This window comes from Bacillus sp. SIMBA_074, from assembly GCF_046534555.1.
Lineage (GTDB): Bacteria > Bacillota > Bacilli > Bacillales > Bacillaceae_G > Bacillus_A > Bacillus_A mycoides.
In genome coordinates this window covers 1-259 of the sequence record NZ_JAWRYM010000774.1, presented here as the reverse complement: position 1 = coordinate 259, position 259 = coordinate 1, and the positions used below count along the sequence as shown (strand labels likewise).

Annotated in this window: 1 protein-coding gene; it reads right to left on the bottom strand. The window is 45.6% G+C overall.

The features are described 5' to 3' along the window. Window positions 1–259: tRNA (adenine(22)-N(1))-methyltransferase (locus SB773_RS32865; protein WP_410594598.1), on the bottom strand; the 259-nt coding region annotated here is incomplete at both ends.

The window sequence follows — 259 nt, the reverse complement described above, 5'->3', positions numbered from 1 at the left end:
CCTGTTTACATGATAAGGGCGAAGCGGTTCCCCTTTTTCAGCAATTAAGATTTCATAAATTTTCCCATCTTCCTCAAGGATTTCCTCTCCGCTAAGTTCCCAGCCGTTATCGATTAGCCAACTGCGAACATTCGCTGCACCGACATTAGGCTGAAGAATAAGCCTTTCCGCCTTGCCGAGTTTCCCTTTTCCGCTTTCCAATATACTTGATATTAAAGTCCCTCCCATGCCTGCAATCGTAATGCATGTCGCTTCATCG